At 54.7% G+C, this 19,801-nt stretch carries 18 protein-coding genes and 2 pseudogenes; 10 read left to right on the top strand and 10 right to left on the bottom strand.

The window, feature by feature from the left end; genetic code table 11:
- Nucleotides 1–7 precede the first annotated feature (7 nt).
- Together ACMXYI_RS26950 and ACMXYI_RS26955 are read right to left on the bottom strand one after the other, a co-directional pair.
- Nucleotides 8–1,063, bottom strand: coding sequence for an alpha/beta hydrolase (locus ACMXYI_RS26950; RefSeq protein ID WP_415769970.1), 1,056 nt, complete (start codon nt 1,061–1,063; stop codon nt 8–10).
- 60 nt (nt 1,064–1,123) lie between these two features.
- Nucleotides 1,124–2,218 (bottom strand): alpha/beta hydrolase, encoded by a 1,095-nt coding sequence (locus tag ACMXYI_RS26955; protein ID WP_415769971.1) that lies wholly within the window; start codon nt 2,216–2,218, stop codon nt 1,124–1,126.
- Nucleotides 2,219–2,704: 486 nt separating this feature from the next.
- Here ACMXYI_RS26955 and ACMXYI_RS26960 point away from each other — a divergent pair, with 486 nt between their 5' ends.
- Entirely contained in the window at nt 2,705–3,016 is a 312-nt protein-coding gene (locus ACMXYI_RS26960) for a hypothetical protein (protein WP_415769973.1), read from the top strand.
- A 524-nt stretch (nt 3,017–3,540) separates the two neighbouring features.
- On the opposite strand, the gene ACMXYI_RS26965 is transcribed toward ACMXYI_RS26960, so the two are convergent.
- Nucleotides 3,541–3,978: a hypothetical protein gene (locus ACMXYI_RS26965; RefSeq protein WP_415769974.1), complete on the bottom strand. Its 438-nt coding sequence runs from the start codon at nt 3,976–3,978 to the stop codon at nt 3,541–3,543.
- Nucleotides 3,979–4,036: 58 nt separating this feature from the next.
- On the opposite strand from ACMXYI_RS26965, the gene ACMXYI_RS26970 reads away from it, so the two are divergent.
- Entirely contained in the window at nt 4,037–4,252 is a 216-nt protein-coding gene (locus tag ACMXYI_RS26970) for a hypothetical protein (RefSeq protein ID WP_415769976.1), read from the top strand.
- Here the strand turns inward: ACMXYI_RS26970 and ACMXYI_RS26975 are convergent.
- Together ACMXYI_RS26975 and ACMXYI_RS26980 are read right to left on the bottom strand one after the other, a co-directional pair.
- Nucleotides 4,227–4,421 (bottom strand): hypothetical protein, encoded by a 195-nt coding sequence (locus ACMXYI_RS26975; RefSeq protein ID WP_415769978.1) that lies wholly within the window; start codon nt 4,419–4,421, stop codon nt 4,227–4,229. The two genes, ACMXYI_RS26970 and ACMXYI_RS26975, sit on opposite strands and share 26 nt — an antisense overlap.
- Before the next feature lie 131 nt (nt 4,422–4,552).
- Nucleotides 4,553–5,479 carry a LysR family transcriptional regulator gene (locus ACMXYI_RS26980; RefSeq protein WP_140679557.1) on the bottom strand — a complete coding sequence of 309 codons (927 nt, stop codon included), beginning with the start codon at nt 5,477–5,479 and terminating at the stop codon, nt 4,553–4,555.
- A gap of 123 nt (nt 5,480–5,602) precedes the next feature.
- On the opposite strand from ACMXYI_RS26980, the gene ACMXYI_RS26985 reads away from it, so the two are divergent.
- From ACMXYI_RS26985 to ACMXYI_RS26995, 3 genes are all read left to right on the top strand, one after another.
- Complete coding sequence (locus ACMXYI_RS26985; protein WP_415769980.1) at nt 5,603–5,896, top strand: hypothetical protein; 294 nt, start codon at nt 5,603–5,605, stop codon at nt 5,894–5,896.
- A complete protein-coding gene (locus ACMXYI_RS26990) occupies nt 5,893–6,732 on the top strand; it encodes a pirin family protein (protein WP_415769982.1) in 840 nt (279 codons plus the stop codon). The genes ACMXYI_RS26985 and ACMXYI_RS26990 overlap by 4 nt, the downstream gene beginning before the upstream one ends.
- Nucleotides 6,733–6,821: 89 nt before the next feature.
- A complete protein-coding gene (locus ACMXYI_RS26995) occupies nt 6,822–7,901 on the top strand; it encodes an alkene reductase (protein ID WP_415773985.1) in 1,080 nt (359 codons plus the stop codon).
- Nucleotides 7,902–8,031: 130 nt separating this feature from the next.
- Here ACMXYI_RS26995 and ACMXYI_RS27000 read toward each other — a convergent pair whose 3' ends face one another.
- A complete protein-coding gene (locus tag ACMXYI_RS27000; RefSeq protein WP_415769983.1) occupies nt 8,032–8,895 on the bottom strand; it encodes an aldo/keto reductase family oxidoreductase in 864 nt (287 codons plus the stop codon).
- A 100-nt stretch (nt 8,896–8,995) separates the two neighbouring features.
- Between ACMXYI_RS27000 and ACMXYI_RS27005 the strand changes: the two genes are divergently transcribed.
- Both ACMXYI_RS27005 and ACMXYI_RS27010 read left to right on the top strand, forming a co-directional pair.
- Nucleotides 8,996–9,898, top strand: a complete 903-nt coding sequence (locus ACMXYI_RS27005; RefSeq protein WP_415769984.1) for a LysR family transcriptional regulator — start codon at nt 8,996–8,998, stop codon at nt 9,896–9,898.
- 475 nt (nt 9,899–10,373) lie between these two features.
- Nucleotides 10,374–11,828 (top strand): annotated as a pseudogene (locus tag ACMXYI_RS27010) (tyrosine-type recombinase/integrase).
- Nucleotides 11,829–12,368: 540 nt separating this feature from the next.
- Here the strand turns inward: ACMXYI_RS27010 and ACMXYI_RS27015 are convergent.
- Nucleotides 12,369–13,283, bottom strand: a complete 915-nt coding sequence (locus tag ACMXYI_RS27015; protein WP_415769986.1) for a LysR substrate-binding domain-containing protein — start codon at nt 13,281–13,283, stop codon at nt 12,369–12,371.
- A 108-nt stretch (nt 13,284–13,391) separates the two neighbouring features.
- On the opposite strand from ACMXYI_RS27015, the gene ACMXYI_RS27020 reads away from it, so the two are divergent.
- The 3 genes and pseudogenes from ACMXYI_RS27020 to ACMXYI_RS27030 form a co-directional block, all read left to right on the top strand.
- Nucleotides 13,392–14,318: an NAD(P)-dependent oxidoreductase gene (locus ACMXYI_RS27020; RefSeq protein WP_415769988.1), complete on the top strand. Its 927-nt coding sequence runs from the start codon at nt 13,392–13,394 to the stop codon at nt 14,316–14,318.
- Between the two features lie 111 nt (nt 14,319–14,429).
- The gene (locus ACMXYI_RS27025; RefSeq protein ID WP_415769990.1) at nt 14,430–15,344 is read left to right on the top strand and encodes a glycine betaine ABC transporter substrate-binding protein; all 915 of its coding nucleotides are present in this window, start codon (nt 14,430–14,432) and stop codon (nt 15,342–15,344) included.
- Between the two features lie 118 nt (nt 15,345–15,462).
- Nucleotides 15,463–15,739, top strand: a pseudogene (locus ACMXYI_RS27030) (transposase); the annotation flags it as partial.
- A gap of 64 nt (nt 15,740–15,803) precedes the next feature.
- On the opposite strand, the gene ACMXYI_RS27035 reads toward ACMXYI_RS27030, so the two are convergent.
- From ACMXYI_RS27035 to ACMXYI_RS27045, 3 genes are all read right to left on the bottom strand, one after another.
- A complete protein-coding gene (locus ACMXYI_RS27035) occupies nt 15,804–16,466 on the bottom strand; it encodes a hypothetical protein (RefSeq protein ID WP_415769992.1) in 663 nt (220 codons plus the stop codon).
- A 312-nt stretch (nt 16,467–16,778) separates the two neighbouring features.
- A complete protein-coding gene (locus tag ACMXYI_RS27040; RefSeq protein WP_415769994.1) occupies nt 16,779–18,110 on the bottom strand; it encodes an OprD family porin in 1,332 nt (443 codons plus the stop codon).
- A 268-nt stretch (nt 18,111–18,378) separates the two neighbouring features.
- Nucleotides 18,379–19,716 carry an MFS transporter gene (locus ACMXYI_RS27045; protein WP_415769996.1) on the bottom strand — a complete coding sequence of 446 codons (1,338 nt, stop codon included), beginning with the start codon at nt 19,714–19,716 and terminating at the stop codon, nt 18,379–18,381.
- Between the last annotated feature and the right edge of the window lie 85 nt (nt 19,717–19,801).

The following is a 19,801-nucleotide window of genomic DNA, read 5'->3' on the forward strand; positions in this document are numbered from 1 at the left end:
CTTGAATTTAGAGCGTTCTGGCGTAAAACGCGGTCAGTTGGTCCATTGCGACGTCCACATAGGCAGGCACCCAGTAGGTTTCGATATGGGTCGCGCCATCGATCAAGAACAGTTTTTTATCCTTCGTACCTGTGGCCTTGGCAAACGCCTGCTCCGACATGTACAGGCTGTCGGCCTTGCTGCCCGCGATCATCAGCAATGGCTTGTCGATCAGTTCGATCTGGTCCGTTGCATCGAAGCTCATCAAGTCCAGCAAACTGCTCAAGGTGTATCTGAAGGTCGAGTTAGGATGGACATGGGTTTTGCCGTAATACTCAAAACCCTGCCGATACAGATCAAACGGCAATTTGGCAATCTGCTCGTCCGTCAACTTGGCATCCCCGGTGTAGAGAATTTCCCCGCCGGCCGCTTCTTGGGCGCGGGCAGCGGAAGCTTGCTGCAAGCGCTCCTGGACCGTGGACAGTTGCGAATCCCGGTAGCCATTACGGCGAACCAGCCCTGAGTTGAACATGCTCAAGGTTGCGGTCGACTGGAATCGCTTGTCGGTTTGCGCCGCCTTCAATGAATAGCCGCCACCACCACAGATGCCGAGCAAGCCCAAACGCGTACTGTCGACGCCGGGGTAGCGGGCGATAAAGTCCGCCATGCCGTGGATGTCCTCGATGCGATACGCGGGTTTATCGACGTTACGCGGCTGACCGCCGCTGGCGCCCTGATACGCCGCATCCGCAGTGATCGTAATGTAGCCCTGATCTGCCAGGCGTTGGGCATACAGACCTGCAACCTGCTCCTTCACCCCGCCATTGGGATGCGCCACCACGACAACCGGATATTTCTTCGCCGAGTCATAGTTCGCGGGGGTGTAAACGTTGGCGGAAATGTCCAGACCATTGAGCTTGTAGGTGACCGGATGGAGGTTGACCTTGCCCGGCTCGTTCTTCGTCAGCGCGCCACCGTAGGTCAATGTGAAGGGGTTCTGCTTGTAGTCCGCGGCCTCAACTTCGGCTGCCGATATACCGATCATGGCGGCCAGAACGGTGGCCTTTATCGTGGTTCGCGTCATATGAATAATCCTGCCTATTGCGACTTCTGAGGGGCTCGGCGGCCATCGCCGGGCTCGTTTTCAATCCAGGTCTTTCTCTGCGAGAAACTTCGAAACCAGATCCGCAATCTCGACGTTGTTGAGGTCCGAGAAGGGAAAGTGGGAATTGCCCTTGATCCCGATCTCAGGCAAATGGATCAGCCTTACATCGCCGCCATGCCGGTTCACGGTATCTCGCCAAAGGCGCGCCATCTCAAGCCGGGCGCGCCAGCTGTCTTGCGCAGGCAGACGCACCGGTTTTTCGGGGATGTTGTCGCCATAGAAGATGACGATGGGGATGCGGGTCAGCGCTTCGAACTGCGCCTTGGAGACGACCTGCGCCGAGAGTGTGTCGAACGCACTAGGGATCGGCGCGGGAATCTCACCTTCTGGAAACACGAAGCTGCTACCCGGCTCGAACGCCACGATGGCTCGCACATTGTGGTTCTTGATCGACGTCAGCCAACCGGGACCGCCACCCTGCGAATGGGTAAACAAGATGGCCGGCCCTGTCTTTTCCAGCAGCGCGGACACGCCATCGGAAACCACATCAATGTCGTAAGGACCGGTGTTGGGCGTCATCGAGCGGAAGAATTGCTCCAGCGCCTCCTGCCCACGTGGAAACTGACTGCCCTCGAAGGAGTTTGGCCACACACCAATGCGGAACTGGTTAAACCACAGCTGCTCGTCCGCCACCGGTTTAATTGTGGTTTCAACCAGACTGCGTCCCGCATCGCCACGGCGCGGCTGGTCGATCAGGTAGGTGGAAAAGCCGCGACGCAGAAAAATGTTCTGGAACCCTTCTCGACCGTCGGCCGTCGTTTCCCAGGACTTCGCGGACTGCCCTGCACCATGCAACATGACAATCGGGAGCGGGCGAGCGTCGACCGGAACCTGGTAGAACGCATACACGTGATCGCCATGATAGGTCTGGCCATCAGGCTTCATCGGTGCGTACGGATCAAAGACACCCAGTTGGGTCATCAGCCCGCCGCCGGCCATCAGACTTCCCTGTTTCTCGATGATCAGCGGACTGCGATCGCCCGCCTCTACGACCGCAGCGGTGCACAGAGCGAAACAAAGGGTGCCCGCCTTCGCTACGGCGGGCATGCACTTGCGGATGATGTGCTGGGTCATGGATTGCTCTCGGCTTGAATTCGCAGAGAAGCAACTTACCCTTCGACTATTGATTGATAAACAGCACTAATCGGATAGCACTAATATCAGAATCACATAAATGTGATTTATGAGCCGAGGATGGGCACTGGCAGGCCGTGGTGCTAGGCCACGCATATCAACTGTTTTTTTTCGGCAGCCATGCGGCTCCTGAACCCCCAATAGTGATGGCTTTGCACAACTTCATTATTTTTATCTCTAAGTTCTCGCACGATGCAGTAATCGTATTCTTCGTCATCAGCGGTTACCTGGTGGGCGGCAATGCGCTAGCCTCGATCAGAAGCCGAACCTTCCAATGGCAGGACTTCCTCATTAGCAGACTGACGCGACTTTGGGTTGTCCTGTTGCCCTGTCGTCATCACCTTGTTACTTGACACTGCGTCCTTGCGGCTAGGCAACGGCGAGTATTTCATCTCGCATTGGGCCTCAATGTTCCCAGAGGGATGGATGGCAGCAGATCCGTGGAGCTTCTCAAGGTTCGTTGCCAACGCCCTATTTCTTGCGCGTATCGTTGAGCCAATGTTCGGAACCAACATGTCCCTGTGGAGCCTGACTAATGAGTTCTGGTATTACCTGCTGCTACCGGCGCTCGCAACCATCCACATTTTTAATGGGAAGCGCTTAGTGTTCTCGATCAGCGTCCTCGCAGTGTTAGGGACAGTGATTTATATGCTGTCAAATCCGATAGATTTTCTCATCTACTTCGCGATTTGGTTCCTTGGCGCGGCGGTTTATTATGCGCAGAACCTCTTACGATAGTGCCCCAGCCGGCCAGCAGTCTAATCATTGGTTCATCCAGCGACGGAAGATAATGGTTGCCGCTGGCGGGTGGATTGTTATGCGAGGCAAGTCATGCTGGAGCTGTGAACTTCCCGCCAGAATATGTCCACTTCTGCTCTGGCTGCGGGGTTGTGGCAGTCACATCCACCAGCGTTGCGACAAAGGCAGGATGGGATGGCGGGGCTCTTTGTTCGTTTTAAATCAGGCAGGAATAACAGGCCAGTCGATGGTGGCTGGGTAGCCGGGCTGATTGGGCAATCGGTTCAATGCAACGCGATACTACTTCCACGCTTTGAGCATAAAGGCTGGGTGGCAACATCAGCGATAAGACAAGCGCGCCAAGGAGAAAGCTTTGCTGGAGAGGATCGGCACCGAGAAACGGTCGCTGCCGTTTCGTGAGCATGTCGCGACACGAAATCACGATAAGCGAAAACGTGTCGCGAAAATTGGAGCGGGCTTACAGGCACGAAGAGTTACGCGGCTGCGGCGATGAAAGCTGAAGCTTATTCGGCATCCTCTGGAGTGGGTGCCTCAATCACAGCCTGCAAGATTGTTGCGAATATTTGGTAGCTGTAGCGATCATCTTGAGGATTTACGAGAACCGATCCGTCGCTGCTTACAATCGCTCCGTCACGACGAATGCTAAATCGACCAATCTGTGATTTTGAACCTCCAACTTGGCACAAGAACAATACAGCTTCTACCAGTCCAGCTTTATCCAAGGAAATTGGGTTGAGCTCGATGGAAAATTGTTTGCCCAATACCTCTCCCTCGATGCTGCGCTCCTTTGCAGCTACAGAGGTCATACCTATGAAATGATTTATCGACAACTTTTGCCAATGCTCAACTAGGCCGAGGAACTCCGCGGAAGCGTGAGTCCAGTCCCTTTTGACTGTGGCGATGTAACGGAGAAAATTGTTTGGGTCTCGCGTGAAGTCCATTGCACTTGCTCTGATTGAGTCCATTGTCGGACGAATTAAAACTTTGTCTTAGTAACTGATGCACGGCATCAACAATCAGCAGGACATTCACCAGCGGCTGCTGATCAACCTGATCAATGCCGACTTCGATACCGCCGCTCTGATGCTTCGCTGTGCCGCGACAACTTACGAGATGAGCGAAAAGGTGTCGCCGACCTTTCGGGATCAGAGTTTGATAGAGCTGAAGCGTGATCCCGGAGATGAAATAGTTACTCCGCCGCAGGTTCCGGCTTAGTAGGTTGCGCCGGTGACGTAGTAAATTCAGCAATGTTATCTATTTGATGAGCCCCTAGGACGCTACCGCACGCGTCATAAACGACATATTTCCCGCCTTCTTCCTTCACTTCCTTAGCCGAATCGTAGGTGAAATATTCGTCGTCATAGTTTTTGAAAATTGCTGCCATTTGAATCTCCTTGAACCGGCTCCATGCCGGGATAAGACAAATACCTCATCCCAAATCAAATTGCCACTACTCCACTGTCGCATCCGGTCACGGAGGGCCGCTGTGTGAAAGTCATAAGCCGAAATACCGTGTCAAACCTGCTCAGGTAAAACCCTTGCTGGGAATGCTTCCACTTTTAGCTTCTCCATCACCAGTCCTATAAAAGCTGATACCGCCAACGGCAAATGTTGCCGACTGGGATAAAGCACATGCAGGCCGTATCCAGTGCGATGGTAATGCGGTAGCACAGGCACAAGGCGACCAGCCTGAAGATCGAAATTAACTATTGTGGGCGGCAGCAACGCAATGCCCAAGCCAGCCACCGTGGCCTTACGCAATGCCTGAGCCGTGTTTCCATTGAAACGGCTGGTAATCTGCACGTCTTCCTCAACACCGTTTGGCCCATTAAGACGCCACGTGGTGACGCCGCTAGGATGACCGAAACTCACACAGTCGTGATTGACCAGATCCTCTAGCGTAGCGGGCACACCTCGGTTATTGAGGTATTTGGGGCTGGCGACCAGACCTTCATTGCCTGCGCCAATGAGTTGGCGACCGACGTATCCCGAATCCTGCAAAGTGCCCCCTCGAAACGCGATGTCGATCCGATCAGCGATCAAATCGGCGCGTGCATCACTTAGCACGAAGTCAAGCTGAACCCGTGGATGCAAGGCTAGAAAATCGGCCACCCATTCCATAGGGAAGAAGTCGAAGAAATCAGCCATCGCCGCAATGCGCACGATGCCACTCGGCTCCTGGTTTCCCGTCATTAATTGCTGTCCGGCATCGATCAGGCCTTCTACCGCGCCAGAGCACCGGTCATGAAAAGCCTGCCCTGAATGGGTAAGTGTGAGCTTGCGCGTGGAGCGCTGCAGCAGCCGCGTGCCGAGCTGCGCCTCGAGTTGTTGAACGCGTCTGCTTAAGGTGTTGGGCGGCATTCCAAGCTGCCGCGCCGCTTCGGCAAAGCTGCCGTTGCGTACCACTTGTACAAACAAGGCGATGTCATTCAGGTCAATCATCTTACCGCCACCACTTCGTTAAATGGATTAGTTCAATCCAATTATGCCATCTAATAAAGCAATCCGAAGACGCATATCCTTCAGGCATTGCTGCATTTGACCTTCAGTCTGCCGGAACAACCTATGACCTCAGCTCTCCCTCTCATCGGCATCGTCGTCGGTTCGGCCCGTGAAGCTCGCTTCGTTGGTTATGGCGGTACTGGTCGCGCCATCGAACAACTGCAGCTGGTGGCCATTGAGTTGCAGATGGCCCCGGTACGCAATGCCGTGCACATCGGCATCGCTGAATTCATCGGCATCTGGCAACAGGGAAAGAACTTCAACGATTACCCGCATCTGGCCCAGGCAGCCAAAGCGCTGCTCGATGACATTGTCTGGTGGGCCCAGGCGCTCAAAACCCCGAGAGAAAACTTATGACCGCCACCGTCGCTGTTCTGCAACGCGCCATTGTCCATCGCACCAAGGGCAGTAGCCATGGCCCGATAACGCGGCTTATGAGCCCGGGCGATCTGGGCGAGCTTTTGAAGCCTTTCATTTTCCTTGATATTTTCAGTTTGAACGCCAGTCGCGGTAAGTCCAATTTCGGCATGCACCCGCACTCAGGGATCGCGACGGTTACCTTCATGATCAAAGGCGACGTCGCCTATGAAGACACCACTGGCGCGGCAGGTGTATTGCTTGCCGGTGGTGTTGAGTGGATGCGCGCCGGCAACGGGGTGTGGCACGACGCTACGCTAGCCAATGAGTCCTCAATGCAGGGATTCCAGCTCTGGGTGGCACTACCGCCATCGTTGGAAAACGCCCCCGCGCTGAGTGTCTATCTTGCGCCCTCCCAAGTTCCGCAATCAGGCCCGGCGCGCGTGCTCCTGGGCCGCTACGGTAATGCGCAGAGCCTGATTGAAGCGCCGAGTGACATGAACTATCTCGCCGTAAATTTGAAAGACGGCGAGCGCTGGCGGTATACCCCGCCGTCCGGACACACCGTGGCCTGGCTCGCGGTTGATGCAGGACGGCTGGACACAGGGGGCCTGATTAATGCCGGCGAACTCGCCGTATTCGAGGAGTCCGAGCAATACATCGATTTCGTGGCTCAAGGCGAATGCTCATTCGTACTGGGCTCAGCAGTGAAGCATCCGCACGAACTGGTGACGGGCTACTACTCGGTACACACGAGCAGGGCAGCTCTGGCACAAGGCGAAACTGAGATACAGCGCATCGGCGAACGCCTGCGGCAGGAGGGACGACTGAGCTAGCCCTTGAGGCGCGCCTTCAGTTGATACGACTCCCCGCTAAACATCCCGCCAATCCCGAATTATTAATCCTCAACCTACTGAGATACATCATGACCACGAGCAATCTCGACCTGCTTTTGTCCCCTGCACAAATCGGCTCCCTCCCTCTGAAAAACCACATGGTCATGGCGCCTTTGACGCGAAGCCGCGCCGGTGAAGGTGATGCTCCGACGCCCACCGTGGTTGAGTATTACCGGCAACGTGCCGGTGCCGGCCTCATCATCACCGAGGGTTCTCAGGTCTCGGCACAAGGCAAAGGCTATATGAGAACGCCGGGCATCTTCACCTCCGAACAAATCGCCGGCTGGAGACAAGTAACCGACGCTGTTCATGCAGAAGGTGGACGGATATTCCTGCAACTCTGGCATGTCGGACGGCTCTCACATCCATTGGTGCAGATCAACAGCGCCCTGCCAGTAGCACCTTCAGCGATCAAGGCTGATGGCGAGATTTATACGCCTGAGGGACTGAAGTCTTACGAATTGCCACGGGCTCTGGAGCTCGATGAGATTCCCGGCGTGATCGCTGATTTTCGCCAAGGTGCTGAAAACGCAAAACGCGCTGGATTCGACGGCGTTGAAATCCATGGTGCGAACGGTTATTTGATCGACCAGTTCCTGCGCGATGGCACCAATACCCGAACCGATACCTACGGCGGACCTGTAGAGAATCGCGCTCGATTTCTCAAGGAGGTAGTCGAGTCCGTCATTGAGGTCTTCGGGGCCAGCCGCGTAGGCGTTCGCCTGTCGCCAATCTTCAATTATTTCTCCATGAGCGACAGCGATCCCCAAGCGACTTTCAACTTCGCGGCGAAGATGCTCAGTCGCTATGGGTTGGCCTACCTTCACGTGGTTGAACTTGGTGCAGGGCCATTCGATTTCGGAGAACTAAAGCGTCGTTTCGGTGGCACCTACATCGCCAATGGTGGCTATGACGCAGAGCGAGCCGGAACGGCGCTGAGCTTAGGTGCTGCTGATCTGGTGTCGTTTGGCACCGGGTTCCTGGCCAACCCGGATTTGGTAGAGCGATTCAAACACAATAGCGCCCTGAACGAAGCCGACCCGACGACGTTCTACCAAGGTGAGGATCGCGGTTACACGGACTATCCGACCATGGCGCAATCCCGATAGGCACTATGAGCAAAATACTGGATTAGACGTCAGTCAGCGTAATGTCTCACGGCGATCGCGAGCCATTCGCTGGCGCTTACTGGGCTGCTTAGTAAAAGCTCCAACTAATCAGCCTTGGACTCGCCGTCCGCTATCCCAGCGCCTCCAACTCGGCCAGCATGTCAGGCGCGATGACCAATTCACTCGCGGTGAGATTCTCTCGAAGGTGTGCCACCGAGGAAGTACCAGGAATCAACAAGATATTAGGAGCACGTTGCAGCAGCCACGCCAGCGCCACGCACAGAGGTGAAGCTCCCATGCGCGTCGCTACGTTCGAGAGTACTTGCGACTGCAACGGCGTGAAACCACCTAGAGGAAAGAACGGCACATAAGCAATGCCCTGCTGACCCAACTCAGAAATAAGTGTCTCGTCTTCACGATGAGACAGATTGTAGTGATTCTGCACGCAGACGATGTCAGCGATCCCCTGCGCTTGCTTGACCTGCGATGGCGTGACATTGCTTACGCCCAAGTGGCGAATGAGCCCCTGGCGTTGTAATTCTACAAGTGTGGTAAATGATTCCTCGATGGACCCCTCGGCGGGCGATTGCTGGTTGCCCATTGCCCTAAGGTTCACCACATCCAGTACGTCCACACCAAGATTGCGCAGGTTGTCATGCACGGCCTGGGTCAATTCAGCGGGGCTCTGCGCTGGATTCCAAGAGCCATCAGAACCGCGGAGTGCGCCGACCTTTGTCACGATCACCAGGTTTTCAGCGTAAGGGTGTAAAGCTTCGCGGATCAGTTGGTTGGTCACGTGAGGGCCGTAAAAATCTGCGGTATCAATGTGGTTTACACCCGACGCCAGCGCTTCACGCAGCACGGCAATGGCCGCTTTCGGATCCTTGGGAGGGCCAAAAACGTTAGGTCCCGCCAATTGCATCGCACCGTAGCCCATACGATTTACCGCCCGATCGCCCAATAAGAACGAACCTGCTTTGGCCACTTTGCTCATTTTGTCTACCTCAATCAGAGTATGTGTGGCGAACTATAGGCATTGACCACTTCATTGGTAATAGGGTGCAATCGGCACAGGTTGTACGGCTGAGAGAACAATGCAAACCAACATTCAAGACTTGCTGGCCTTTGTAGCAGTGGTCAACGCAGGAGGCTTCCGCGAAGGAGCCAAGTCCTGCGGTAAATCCGCTTCAAGCCTCAGTGACGCCGTGCGACGCCTGGAAGCCAGGCTAGGTGTGAGGCTGCTCAATCGCACCACCCGGAGCGTGGCTCCGACTGAAGCTGGCGCAAGGCTGATGGAACGCATCGTGCCCGCATTGGGCGAAGTCGAGTCCGCTCTTGATGTGGTGAACGACTTCCGCGACCGCCCCTCAGGCACCCTCAAGCTGAATGTTCCTGCCAGCGCCGCAAGACTTGTGCTGCCGTCGATCATTACCCCCTTCCTGCAAACCTATCCCGACATCAGCCTGGAAGTGATGATCGAAGAGAGCTTCGTCGACATGCTTGCGGCAGGTTGTGACGCAGGTATTCGTTACGATGAACGTCTTGAGCAGGATATGATTGCGGTCCCCATCGGCCCACGATTTCAACGCTTCGCGACGGCCGCATCACCGGCTTATCTTGATGCCAGAGGTCGACCAGAGCACCCACGAGATCTGTTGAAACACGCATGCCTGCGGGGCAGATTTCCCAGTGGCGCGATGCCGCTCTGGGAGTACGAACGTCATGGCGAAACCGTTAGCGTGGACCCGACCGGGCCGTTGATTGTCAGGGTGGGAGGCGCCGTGGACCTGACTGTTCAGGCTGCGATTGATGGACTGGGTATCGTCTACCTGTTTGAGGACTGGCTTCAGCCCCATCTGGACAGTGGGGCACTTGAACCGGTGCTGGAACCATGGTGGCAGAGCTTTACCGGGCCGTTTCTCTATTACCCTGGTAGACGCTATCTGCCCTCGCCTCTGAGGGCATTTATAGACTTTATCAATGCCCAGCGAACGTAGTTCATCAATAACCATTCGACGAATGTTAAACGCGGAAATGGAGGTTATTCATCACCGGTTCAATGAACGCCTAAACCGCTATAGGCAATATCGCCGACTCAAATAAAGCAGGTACAGGCCTCTATTGGTGCGCTGATAGTGCGACAGAACACCAACCAGCTCCTTGATATCCACTGAGATTCCAGCCAGAGCCAGTGGTTTTGTAGGGGTAAAAACGATTCAAAATAAAAAAGGGTCGCGAGATAAAATCTCGCAACCCCTTGAATTATATGGTCGGGACGGAGTGATTCGAACACTCGACCCCTAGCACCCCATCTCCTTTTTCATACTTCTTGAAAGCTTCCAAAATTTTACTCTGGATTTTTCCAAGCTAGTATTTACTTGAGCTCCAGCGGTGCTCTGCTCTACGAGAGTCCAGTAACGTCCATCAAGAGCCGACGTTTTTGTGGGGGGAAAAGTAGGGGGAGTCCATTTTATGGCCAAAATCACCATCAATGAACTCGAGTCGCTGACCGCCAATGATGCCGGCCGAATCCTCAGGGAGGATGGCAATCTCGCCGGTCGAATCTCAGTCCGTAAGAACGGTGTGTCGGTCAGTTTTTTCTATCGGTATCAGTGGGGAGACCAGAACAGAGAGTACTCCTGCGGAGTCCTGGCCGCGCAAATCCCTGACGGACATCCGCAAGGCACGCAACCAGGCCCGGGCGCTCATTGATGAGCAAATCAATCCCAACAAACACAAGAAAACCGCCAAGGCACAGGCGCATGCCGCAACGAACGCAGAGGCCGAACAGGAAAAGATCAGGAAGGTGCAAACACTGACCGTCCAGGATCTGGCCAAGGCCTGGCTGTTGGATGGTGTGGCGCGTAAAGACGGCAATGCCGAGCTGCAGCGCCGTTTTAACAAGGACCTTTATCCGGCACTCGGCAAGACGTCAGTCAGTAGTGTGTCCGAGCACGATATTCGGGCGCTGATCCGAGCGGTCCTCAGCCGCGGCGCTCACCGGCAAGCCATCAGTTTCTTCGCCGACCTCACTCAGATGTTCGGCTGGGCCAGAAAATGCCAGCCCTGGCGTGCCCTATTAGTCGAGGGCGATCCAACGGAACTGGTCGACATCACCCCACTGATCCCTGCGACTACGAGGCAGAAAGAAGCCGCATCCTTTCGCCGGCGGAGCTGTTGGAACTGCACAACCGCTTCCAGCGAATGACCGCCGATTACAACGCCCTCCCCGCCGGTCAAAAGTACGAGGGCATTCGACCGTTAAAGAAAGAAACCCAACTCGCGCTCTGGATCAGCCTGGGTACGCTGTGCCGGATTGGCGAGTTACTGCAGGCCGAATGGAAAAATGTCGATCTGGACCTGCAGACGTGGTTCCTCCCCAGTGAAAACGTCAAAGGCACACGCGGCAAGAAACAGGACCACCATGTCTTCCTCTTGCCCTTCGCCCTGCATTTCTTTCAGGAACTCAAGACCCTGACGGGAGATTCCCAGTGGTGCTTTCCGAACAAGCAGGATGATGGGCATGTGGACGTGAAAGTGGTGAGTAAACAGGTCGGCGATCGCCAGGCCCGGTTCAAAAACCGCAAGGCCCTCTCAAGACGGCGTCACGACGATACGCTGGTCCTTGCCGACGGCCAAAATGGCGACTGGACACCGCATGATCTACGTCGTACCGGCGCGACCATGATGCAGGCTTTGGGTGTCAGCCTGGATGTTATCGATCGCTGCCAAAACCATGTGCTGGCCGGCTCCCGAGTGAGGCGCCACTACCTGCATCACGATTATGCCGAAGAGAAGAAACGCGCCTGGAATCTGTTGGGTGATCGACTCGATGCCGTGTTGTCCTCAACCTACGAACACCCACCGACCGAGTCAATGATGTCTTTTCCAGCGTATACCGCGACTGGATCACTGCCGACTCCATAGGTCAGATTCATAGTTTTGTAGACATCGCTGAGCGCTTGTTTCCGGTCATTCGGGCGCTATCCGGAATAACTTTAGGCCTCGACGTTAAACCTGCTCAATAACGCGGCACCATCCGTGACACCAAGAACCTGATCGATCGCAGCGATTTTCTGAGTTGCGTGGCCGAACTGAGAGTCAGCGTTGTGTACGCAACCTCTGCATCATTGTGGAGCGCATAGGTCATGTAGGCCGCGATGCGGACGCTCATTGGCAGCCGGGATAGGTCGATGCCGAACGGGTCGCCACTGTCGTACTGCGCCTGGTTGTCGAAAACAATAGCAAGTTCTTGCGCGGCAGAAAGCGAGCCCGGGAAACGTCGAGCATGCCTGGAACCCTACGGGATGAAACAGATGGAGTCGGACAATTACGAGCTGGCCACACCTATCGGAGCGATGAAGAGCTGGATAAGGCTGTTCACTATCGGCGGGCCAAAATCAGCCAGGAAGCCGATATGCGCAATATTGCTTCATCGAGGCTGACGCTTAGGAAGTCAGCGCTTTACTAAGCTCGTGTCAGATAGCTACTTTGTCGGAAAGCTGAATTGAAAACTGTCTGGACGCTTTCAATCAACTGTTCCTCTAACAGCGTTGTGGCTGATGGTAGCTTGCTCGGTGCTCGATGCAAAACGATCTCGATCTCGGGCAATTGAGGAAAATCATCCTCGACCCCGAGGATCCGCCACTCAACCGGCACCATGCTCTGAGCCATTACAGTCACTGCTAAACCTCCGTTTACAGCGATTGTTCCTCCAGCAAAGCTCCGACTGGAATAGGCAATTCGCCAAGGCCGTCCCTGGGCATTAAGAGCAGCTATGGCATGCTCACGGAACACACACCCTTCGGGGAAAAACGCCAGCGGAACTGGCTCCATGCTCTGTGCCATATGTTGGCGCGAGCCTACCCAGACTAACTGTTCTTTGCGCAAAATCTTTCCGCAGCTTCTATTTGGCTGTCGCGTGATCAGAGCCACGTCAAGATCTCCTGCCTCAAGTAGGTCAAGTAGCTCCCCACTCAAAGCCCCGGTTACTTCAAGCTGCACTCGTGGGTAAGCATGTGCAAAACGCGTCAATACAGAAGGTAAAAAAAACTGAGCGTAATCATCAGGTATGCCTAGTCTGAGGTGCCCCTCGGTGAATGGCTTTCCAACGGCCGCAAAGGCACTTTCATTTAGATGGATCATACGACGCGCATAACCGAGAAGTATCTCGCCGTCTTCCGTCAATCTTATTTGACGGTTATCCCGTTGAATCAACGGTTTACCCATCTGTTCTTCAAGCTTTCGCAGCTGCATGCTTACTGCCGACTGAGTACGGCATAGGACATGAGCGGCACGCGTGAAGCCTCCACTGTCAACAATGGCTAAAAAAGCCTGGAGCAGGTTCAAATCAAGGTTTTTCAATTGCTTACCTCGCATCATCACGTTTCATGATTGACGCCATAATAATATTTCATTTGTTTATAGCCAACAAGCATTTTATGTTACTCGCAGGTACAAATCGCCCCATCAATAAAAACGAGAAATATTATGAAAATTGGATTTGTTGGTTTAGGAACAATGGGACTTCCCGCGGCTCGGAACATTCAGGCTCTAGGTTTTGACTTGGTTGTATATGACCTGCGCAGGGAAGTAGCAGAGTCTTTGTTAGCCAATGGTGCTGTTTTGGCTGATAGCCCTCGAGAAGTGATTGAGAATGTAGATATCGTAGTTAGCATGGTCTTCGGACCCGTGCAAATTGATCAAGTTGTACGTGGTACCGGCGGTTTTTTTGAAGCCGATATTACTGGTAAATACTGGATCGACCTGACAACCAGCAGTCCGTTTATGATGCGCAAGCTTGCCGACGAGTTCGTCGCGCGGGGTGGATTTCCTATTGATGCACCCGTTACTGGGTCAGTTGATTCTTCCATACGTGGTGACATGATTTTGTTTGTAGGTGGGCAGGATGCTCATATCGAAAAAACGCGCCCTGTTCTTGAAGCCATGGGTGTAATTCGAAAAGTTGGCCGCTACGGCAACGGTTACGTCGCTAAGCTGGTTAACAATCAGCTTTGGAAAATCCATGCTGCCGCTATAGGCGAAGCTATGGTGGCCGCAAAGGTTGCAGGTTTGGAGCCAGATGTATGGTGGGAAGCAATGAAGGGCGGGGCCGCCGATAGTTTCGTAATGCAACACGATGTACCGTCGATATTTGCCGGCCACTACGACCCATCCTTCCCGCTTGCGCTGTGTCTGAAAGATCTTGGTCTCATAGAAGAATTGTTAAATGAAACCGGAACACGCTGCGAACTTACCCGCGCAACTCATGCGCGCTTCGAAGAAGCGAAGCAGCGTTACGGTGAGCGTTCCGGTGAAATGAGTGTCTGCCGGCTCATTGAAGATGATGCAAAGATAGCGTTGCGAGTTGCAGGTGACTGGATAGCACCGTGGGAAGTCCTCCCCGTGCACGCATAGGTAGCCGCTTAATTAAGATCTTCTCTGAACTCAGGAACTCCAAGAGTTTGCGCTGGCGTAAATTGATCTTCCATACACCACCAAAAATCTAAAAATAATAGGATGATTAAAATGAAGCTTGATTTTATGTATGTATTCAGGTGTGCGACGTTGGCGGTTGTACCCTTAATGTCATTAGGCGTTCAAGCGACGGAGTCTGAATCCAGGGAAGATCAAACCTTGCGATTGAGTTTTATTTCAGAGCCAGACTCTGAAATCGTTACGAATATGGCCAAGAAAATTCTAGAACAACAACTCGATTATAAAGTAAAACTCTCACTGCTAGCACTCGGCGTGCAATATCAAAGCATCTCAACTAAAAAGCTCGATGCCATGCTCATGGCGTGGCTCCCTAATACCCAAGCTGCTTATTGGGACAAGTACAAAAACAGTGTTGATGATCTAGGTATAATCTATGGAGGGAAGCTTGGATGGGTGGTGCCAGACTATGTGCCGATTAACGAGGTAAGAACAATCGCCGATTTGGAAAGCCCCGAAGTCGCAAAGAAATTTAAAGGAACAATACAAGGCATTGACCCTGGCGCAGGCCTAATGCGGAAGTCCGAAGAAACGATAAAAAATTACAACCTGGTCGATTACAAACTCTCCGCTAGCAGTGCAACTGCAATGACTATCGCGATGGATCGAGCTATTCTTAAAAAAGACTGGATCGTTGCAACAGCCTGGACCCCTCATTGGATGTTCGGAAAATGGAATCTACGCTATTTGGAAGATCCAAAGGGCTCTTTAGGTGGTGCTGAAGGCGTACATGCCCTTTCTCGCAAAGGGTTCGGTGACGATTTCCCTCGAGCAGCGAATTTCCTTCAAAACTACAAAATCCCCCTTGCCGACTTGCAGGGAATTATGGCCGAGTCTCACGAAACTTCAAACACCGATGGGGCTATCACTCATTATCTTGACTCACACCCAGAGAAAATCACTGAGTGGACAGAAAGTGCCAAAAAACTTCCACTCTACAAAAATTAACGTAACCCTTGCTATGTCAAGCAACCAAAGTGCACTTCCTTTAGAGGTCGAATGAAACCGGACACCATTTAGGTGAGAGTCTTTTTTCGCTGAATTCAAACGCGAGGCCACAGGCCTCGTGCTTGATCAAGGCAACAACCTTATCGAAACCTGCCGCTCGCTGGAGTTGTTGAGTCCGCTTGACCTCGCTGGGTTAATCAGCTTCAGCAGGAGCGTAAGGGTGTTACTCCGCAGAGCAAGGCGCTGACGCCAGAGCAGCAGAAAATCCAGGAACTGGAAGCTCGAATCGCTCGCCTTGAGCGGGAGAAATCCATTTTAAAAGCTAACGCGCTCTTGATGTCGGAAGAGCTCAAACGCACACGCTGATTGATCTATTGAGCGCCCAAGAGCCAGTTGTGCCTTGACCAAGACCTCACCAATACAAGTCACTGATAGATAAACAGCGTAGTTGCTGTCTGCTCATCCACCGAGCGCGATGATCGCGGTGATGAGAACAGCGCCGGTGACTGCCAACGCAATTGCGCCTTCCCACGGTTTTGCACCTGCGTATCGCGCAAGCACCCAACCGGCGAGGAACAACACGCCGAGCCCGACCAAGTTAGAAACGCGTACGGCAAGCGCCGTCTGCTCGAGCAACAGAAACGGCACTACAAGCGGGAATGTCGATAACACCACCAACAGGAAAACGCCGATTGCCCCCTTGAAATCATCCCAGCCGAGGCGCGGCTGTGCCGGCATCGCTGAATAATCGACCAGGCGGCGACGCAACGATTCCAGCTCTTCAGGGCCGGCCGCTGCTGCGATTCGCGGTGGTAACGCATCAGCAATGAGCGCTTGCCCAGTGGCCGCGTCGGTCGCACCGCACAGGTTTGTGCGTAGTGTGCGGTTGCGCGTGCGCTCGATCAGGGTTCGCAGTAAATACATCACCGCGTCCGCGAGTCCCCAGGCGAGGTTGCAACCCAGCGCGGCGATCATCATCGTACGTTCCGCCTCCTGGCCAGCCGTCGCCACACTGATCGTTCCAGTGAAGGTCATTGCCATGAGCAAGCCGAAGATGACCTCCGTGACACGCTCGACCGGATCAAGCACACGTGCCCGCTTTGGTTCTCCAGTGCTTTGCATGCGGTCATCCTCGCCACGGCTACGTCAGCGTGATCCCCTTCACATAAGGGTTCACAGGCTAGCGCACCGGTCTTTTTCCAGAGGGCGGTTTCAACCCCCTTCAGTGTAGTTTGGAAAGACCTTTTCGCTCCTATGAGTCGAATTTCCACCAATGGAATTCAATGCCAGCGCGCGCCCGAGCAGCAACCCTAACCACGCATGGCCAGCAAACTAGGATGGCCAGCAGATGATAGTGACGAGCTAATCAATTGCCCAACCCGCGACATGACAGGCTTCGGTTCGAGCGCGGCGACGCTTTGGGTGTTCTAAAAGTCATAGCAACGCAAGCGTATAGGTAATGTACAACCGGTTCTCATCCAAGTCGCGCTGTGCGGCATAGGTGCTGCGTAGCGAGGCATTGCGCCAGGACACGCCGAGCCCCTTGAGCACTTCGCCCTGGAAGGCGTAGCTGACCCAGAAGTTGCGCTCCCACTCGTGGGCATCGCCAATCGCCGACTTGATGTGGTCGCCGCGCTGGTAGGCCAGCAGGGTGGTCAGGCCGGGAATGCCGACCTGAGCGAAATCATAAGTGTGTTGGGCCACCCATGTGCGCTCGCCGGCCTTCTGGAAGCGCGCCCCGGTCTGGCGGTCGGTGATCAGGTAGGTGGCCGAACCATCACCCTGGTTGACGAAGGGGAAGTCGCTGCTGCCGCTCATGTGCTGGTAGCCAAGGCCGAAGGCATGGCCGGCCAGGCCGTAGGTGAACAGGCCCGACAGCACGCGGTTGTCGACTTTACCGTCATTGCCGAAACCGGCGCTGCGATAGCCATCCTGACGCCCGGCTGCGCTTGCGCTGCGCCCCGAGTTACCGCTGTCGAAGACACGCAGGTCGCTTTTCAGGCTGCCCACCGACAGTTGGTACTGGTGCACCAGGCCAATGAAATGCTGGCGGTAGAAGTCTTTCAGTTCGCCGTAGTAGTACTGTAGGGTCAACTCGCGGCTCAATCTGTAATCGACACCTGCGAAGTTGAACTCGTTGCTGCGCTTGCCGACAGGGCCGCCAGCACCGGCAATGGCCATGCCTTCGTTGTTCGAGGAGTTGCGGCTCTTGACCCGCTGGATCTGCCCGCCGGTGAGTGTCAGTTTATCGAGATCGCGCGAGGTCACCTGCAGACCCTCGAAAGTTTCCGGCAGCAGACGGCCATCGTTGAATACCAGCACCGGCATTTTCGGCCGCAGGGCACCCAGGCGCGCCTCGGTCTTGGCGAAGCGCAGCTTGGCGGTCACGCCCAGGGTGCTGAACTCGTCCACCGCGCGGCCATCACTGTCCGTGGGGAAGACCATGCCGGAACGGTTGGTACTCTGCGGGTTATAGTGCGTGCCTTTACCCGAGTCCAGACGCAGGCCGAGCATGCCCAGGGCATCGACGCCAATACCGACGGTGCCTTCGGAGTAGCCGGAGGTGAAGTCTAACAAGAAGCCCTGGCCCCATTCCTCCTGCCTGGACGGATTGGCGCTGCCGCTGCGGTTGTCCTGATTGAAGTAGATATTGCGCGCCTCCAGACGCGCATGGGCATCCTCGATCAGGCCGGCGGCCTGGGTAGCGAAGGGCAGCACGACAAGGGCGAAGGAGCCAAGGATGAGAGACAGACGGTTGTGGGACATGGTGTTCTCCGTTGTTTTTGTAGTTATTGCGGAAAAATGCCGGGCGCGGGCAAGCCGCTCCCGACACCGCTCTCGGTGAAGAGCGGCGGAGTTGGCACAGCGGAATCAGGCGCTGGTGACGGGCGCCCTGATAACACTCAACATTCTTGGGGGATGACGTGGGGGACGGTTTCAGCGGTGTGGCTTTCGAGAGAAATTGCGACACCTCAGACCATTAATCCGGCCGTTATGGATTTCCTGTGCAGGATGGCTTGTACGGGGCGACTATCTACAACTGAGTTGCCTCAATCTTCGCTTCCCTGACGCTACTCATGGCGAACAGGGCGAAGCTGGCGACCAGCATTGGCAGCGCGATCCAGATGAAGAATTTCTCCAGATCGCCCGCAGTGGTAAATATCCAGCCACCCAGCATGGAGCCAAGGATAGCGCCGGCCCGTCCAGCGCCCAGCGCCCAACTGACACCGGTCGCACGGCAGTGGGTTGAATAAAGTGTTGCGGCAAGAATGCTCAGGTTGTTCAGCGTTCCGGTCAGGCTGAATCCGGCGAGAAAGACGATGGTCAACAAGCGAGGCCCGCTTTCCAGTTGAGTTCCGGTCACAGCCAGGGTCAGAGCTCCACATAAGCACAACATCGGCAGTACGCGCCACGGCCCGATACGATCCATCAGAAGCGCCATGACAATACCGCCTACGACTCCGCCGAATGGAATCATTGCGCTGATTTGCGCGGCATTACTGGTGTTGTAGCCACTACCACGCAGAACTGTAGGCAGCCAGTTGGTCAGCAGGTAGAACACAAAGAGGCTGCAAAAGAATGTCAGCCAGAGCATCAGGGTGCGCAAAATTTGATCTTTGGCGAAAAGCGCCGAGACCCGCGAGGGACTTGAACTGTGTACTGCATCGCCAATGAAACGAACATTCTCCCAGTCTGACCGTCCACTGATCTGCTCCACCGTACAACGTAATGCTGTGCTGTGGCGTGGGCTGTTAGCCATGAAACAGACCGATTCCGGTAGGGCGAAAAACAGCACCGGCAATAGCAACAACGGCATTAAACCACCCATCAACAACAGACCTTGCCATCCAACTACCGGTAGTAACAGGCCGGCGATGCCTCCACCCAATGCCATCCCCAAGGTGAAGCCAGAATAACTGAGAGTGACCAACAACATCCGTCGCCGGGCGGGCGAGTACTCAGAACTGAGGGTGATGCAGTTCGGCAGCACGCCCCCCAAGCCGATACCGGTCAGGAAGCGTAACCCGGCCAGCACTGCGATTGATGGCGAAAGTGCCGAGGCCAGCGTCCCCAGAGCGAAGATCAATACGCAGATAAGCAACACTGTCTTGCGTCCATACTTATCGGCCAAGGGGCCAAAGCAAAAGCTGCCAATCAGCATGCCGACAAGTCCCGCACCGAAGGCAGGCGCCAGTTGAGCACGGTCGATCTGCCAATTCTGGATCAATTCCGGAGCGATATAGCCGATGGCAGCGGTATCGAATCCATCCAGCAGCACGACCAAAAAGCACAGAAGCGGAACCCTAATCTGCAGGCGCGAGAGGGGGTTGTCATTGATGATATCAGCGAGTTTTTGCGTTCTGTCGTACATGAGCTGCTCCTTGTTGGTTTTATTGGAGTTGACCGGAACGAATCTGTCGAAAGCGGTAGGTGAGAGTCGAGTAAATCCCGAAGGC

It is taken from the genome of Pseudomonas lyxosi (genome assembly GCF_047758685.1).
Taxonomy (GTDB): Bacteria; Pseudomonadota; Gammaproteobacteria; order Pseudomonadales; family Pseudomonadaceae; genus Aquipseudomonas; species Aquipseudomonas lyxosi.